We start from the raw sequence: 4,296 nt of genomic DNA on the forward strand, positions 1-4,296 counted from the left end.
CCACAACCAGGTCGACTCGCCGGCCGTTGACCTCCACCTGGGGCGTGACGAGGTAGCCGCGGCCGGCGAGGTGGCGGAACACCCGCTGCTCGAACAGGGAGCCGAAGGCCGGGTGGGGGCGGTCCGTGGCGACCTCGGCGAGCGGCGGCGTCACTCCAGCCAGCGTCACTCCAGGCAGCGGCGCGGCCGGGCGCGCCGCGGACAGCACGTAGCTGAGGTAGCTGTGGCGCAGGTCCTGGTGGTCGAGGTCGGCCGGCGCCACCGAGTGGAACAACCAGACCTGGTCGCGGGCCCGGGAGGCCGCGACGTTGAACCGCCGCTGGTACTCCAGTCGGGTCAGCGGGACCGGTCGGTCGCCCGGCGCGACGACCAGCGACAGGAACACGACGTCACGCTCGTCGCCCTGGAAGTCGGCCGGCGTGCCCACCCGCAGCCGGCGACGCAGGTGCTCGGCTGCCGACATCCGTTCGGCGAGCCGGTCGCGGATCAACGTGGCCTGCGCGGTGCCCTGGGTGACCACCACCCCGAAGCTGAGCCCGGCATAGCGCGGGTCCTCGGCGCAGGCCAGGACCTGCGCGACGAGGGCCTCGGCCTCGGCCGGGTTGCGCGGCCCCGCCGGGGTGGCCGTGGTGAACCCGTGCGGGACGAACCGGGCGACCAGCGGTGTCAGCCGGTCCGCGCCGAACTGGCGCAGCGGCAGCAGCGGCGCATCCCGGTAGAACATCGCCGACGACCATTCGATGATCTCGGGCATGCAGCGGAAGTGCTCCCGCAGCCGGATCACCTCGCCGAAGCGGGTCCGCAGCAGGCTGAACAGGCTTGACCGCGGGGTGAAGCCGACGCGCAGCCAGGCCGGCACGTCGGGCAGCAGGGCGTCGAGCCGGTCGAGGACCGGGTCGAGCTCCTGCGCGGGGTCGACCGGCGGGGTGCACTGGCGGTCGTCGCCGACGACGATCACGCGGGGCGCCAGCCACAGCAGGAACAGACTGTCGAGCCCGGCCTGGCTGCCCTCGTCGACGATGACGACGTCGAAGCTGTCGCGGACCGCGGGGATCGTCGACAGCACCTCCCGGATCGGCATCACCCAGGCCGGCACCGCCGTCTGGGCGATCTCCATCGCCTCCCGGGCGGCCTGCCGGTAGCGCTCGGCGTGCCGACCGGCCAGGGTGCCGCCGGCGGCGACGGTGTCGGCGTAGGCGCGCAGCGCGGCGGACTGCTCGGCGCCCATCCGTTCCAGGCAGTGCTTCCAGGCCTTCGCCCCGGCCAGCTCCGCGGTGGCCGCCGCGAGGACGTCCTCGGCCGCGTCCAACCGGGCGTCCAGGTCGACGGGCGACGCGCCGTCGGTGTTCGCAGGGCCGTCCGGACGCCGGGCGCGGGCCAGCCAGCTTGCCGCGACGGCCCAGGCCCACGCGGCCGAGAACGCCGCCAGCCGGGTCGGCCAGGGATCCTCGACGCCGTCCTGGCGCGAGCGCGCGTCGCCTGGGCCGCGGTCGGGCCGGGCTGGTCCCGCGGTCGCGGCGGCGGCCAGGAGATCCGCCAGCGCAGGATGGGCCGTGCGCAGCCGGTGGAACAGCTCGGCGCGCCGGGCGGCGGCGTGCCTGCGGGCCACCGCGGCGTCGAGGGCGGCGCGGGCGGCGGCGTAGGCGTCGGCGTCGCGGGCTGCGGACGCGGTGGCCACGGCCCCGAGCTCGGCGGCCAGCCCTGCCGGTGTGCCGGGGTCGGTGGCGAGCCGGTCGTACTCGTCGGCGAGGTCGGCCAGCGCCTGGTCGGCGACGGCCGCGGCCGCCATCGGTTCGAGCGCGGCCATCGCCGCGGCCAGATCCTGCACGTTCGCGGCCGAGTCGATCGCGACCGGGCTCCCGGGCGCCACCTCGGCGGCGAGGGCGACAACCCGGTCCCGCGCGGCCACCACCGCGTCGATTCCCTCGATGGCCTGCTGCCCCTCGACCAGCCGGGACAGCCGGACCTCGAGCGGATCGCCGGGCTTCGGCGGGCGACCCACCAGGGCCCAGCCACGGCCAGCGGCCTCGACGGCGAGTTCCGCCCGAAGCCGGGTCAGGACGAGGTCGAGCAGCTCCGGGGTGGTCGGCGCGACCCCGTCGACGGTCACCTGCCGCAGCAGCGCGTCGGCCTCCCGTTGCACCTTCGGCCGGAAACGCCGGCGCAGTTCGGCGCCGCCGTCCAGGTGGGCGCGCAGAGCCTCGGCGCGGGGGAGCAGAGCGGCGGGATCGAGGCCGGCGGCCCGCTCGGCGTCGCCGGGTTCGTCCTCGCGGCGTCCCTCCTCGTGGTGTGCGTCTTCGTGGTGTCCGTCCGTGGCGCGGCCCGGATCCGTCGGGGTGGCGGCGGAGGGCAACGCCACGGAGTGCAGGCCGAGGTCGTCGACATGCCGGGCCGCCTCGGCGATGAGCGGCGCGGCGGCGCTCACTTTGGCCCACAGCAGGCGGTCCCGCCCGGCCAGGGCGTCGTCGAGCGCGGCGGGGATCCACTCCCGCGCCGGCCCACGGGCGCCATGCGCGGTCAGGTCATCGAGGGCGCGGACAAGAGCGGTCACCGCCGCCCGCAGCGGGGCGGTCGGAGACGATCCGGCCCCGGCCGCGGCTACCTCGGCCAGGAAGCCGCGGGCCGCGGCGGTGGCGACCCCGGCTCGGGCCGCCTCGGCCGTCTGCCGGGCCATGCGGTCCGCGGTCACCAGCGCGGCGAAGCGTTCCGCGGCCAGGAGCGGCGGCACCGCGCGCACCGGGACGCCCGCCCGGTCCGCTGGCAGCGCCGCATCCTTCGAAGCCACGCCCAGCAGGGAGTACAGCTCCACCGCCTCGGCGTCGGTCAGCGGCGCGGGCCGCTCGCCGCCGGACCCGGCGGGCGGCGCGAGCGGCGGGAACCAGCCGTGGGCCTCGCCACCGGCGCGCACCCGGGCGGCGATGCTCGCCCGACTCCCGCCCCAGCCCGCCGCGCCGACCTCGCTGTCCGGGTGCACGGCGCGTTCGGCGACCCGCGCGCCGCGGGCCCGATCGGCGAGCTCGGCGCGGGCGCGCAGCGCCTCGCCCCGCCGCCGCGCGGCCTGCTCGATCCGGCGGTCGAGTGCCTCGGGGTGGTAGACCGCCTTCTCCGCGGCCAGCGCGCTCACACTGGCGGCGAGCTCGGGCGAGCCCACCGGGCTGCTCAGCCCGCCGAGGCCTGTCCCGCCGGTGGGGACCGACGCATCCTCGGCGTCGGTGAACGACACGCACAGCCGCTGCAGCTCGGGCGGCAGCTTCTCCCGCAGCACCCGCAGGGCCTGCGCCTTCTGGCTGGTGACGAGGACGCGTTGACCCTCGGCGAGCAGCGCGGAGATCAGGTTCGCGATCGTGTGGGTCTTGCCGGTGCCGGGCGGGCCCTCGACGACGACGCCGTTGTCGTGGCGCAGCCGCTCGAGCACGCGGGCCTGCTCGGGGCTGGCCGGCAGCGGCAGCAGCGGGTCGGCGCCGAGCTCGGCACCGCTCGTCGCGCCCTCGGCCTCAAGCCAGGCGAGCCGTTCGGCGGCGTCCAGGGTCGCGACGAGCTGGACCAGGCCCAGCGGCGGTGGCCCGTCACCGCGCAGCGTCGCCAGCATCCGCTCGTAGTAGGTCAGCAGCGAGGCCTGGTCACGTACGCGCAGCACGAGAGCTGGGGCGTAGGTCACGCGGGGGCGGGTCGCGCCGTCCGGTGGCGGTGGTGGTTCGTCCTGCGGCTCGAAGCCGTCCACCGGCACGTCCAGGGCCAGGGTCAGCCAGTCCCGCAGCAGCCGCGCCTCGTCCGCGCCGAGCGGGGCCGGCGGCCGGTTGTGCAGGCGTTCGTGCAGGTGGTTGGTCCGTTCGCGGCGGAATCCGGCGAGGCCGTCGAGCAGCGGACCGTCGCCCAGCCGGGTGGTCCCGCCCGCCGGCACCCGCACCCGGATGTCCGAGCTGACCGGGTCGATCTCGCAGGCCACCCGGGTGGACAGCAGATGCTCGCGGATGAGCGGGCCGTCAGGCGGCCGCCAGGTGAGCAGGCCGGTGGCCAGCACCAGTTCCAGCGCGTCGCCCTCCTGAGCCACCCGGGCGGCGACGGCGTGCAGGGTGTTGTGCAGGGCGCGCCGCTCGGCGTCGGCGCGGGCGCGGGTCGCCCAGATCCGCCAGCCGGGCAGCCAGTCCCGGTAGGCGGCCTCGGCCCGCCCGTCCTGCGGGCCCGCAGGATCAGGACCGGCCGCAGCGTCGTTGCGCGGGGCGGCGCTCGGAGCGGCGTCCGGCCACACCGGCGGATGGTCGGGGTCGGCCTGGGCGGCGTCGGGCAGCAGGATCC

The 4,296-nt window shown here is 77.1% G+C and carries 1 protein-coding gene; it reads right to left on the minus strand.

Features of this window, described 5'->3' with window-relative positions; translation table 11 throughout:
* Positions 1 to 4,296: AAA domain-containing protein (locus NBZ85_RS28305; protein WP_261563022.1), on the minus strand; the 4,296-nt coding region annotated here is incomplete at both ends.

Source organism: Frankia tisae, from assembly GCF_025403405.1.
Taxonomy (GTDB): Bacteria; Actinomycetota; Actinomycetes; order Frankiales; family Frankiaceae; genus Frankia; species Frankia tisai.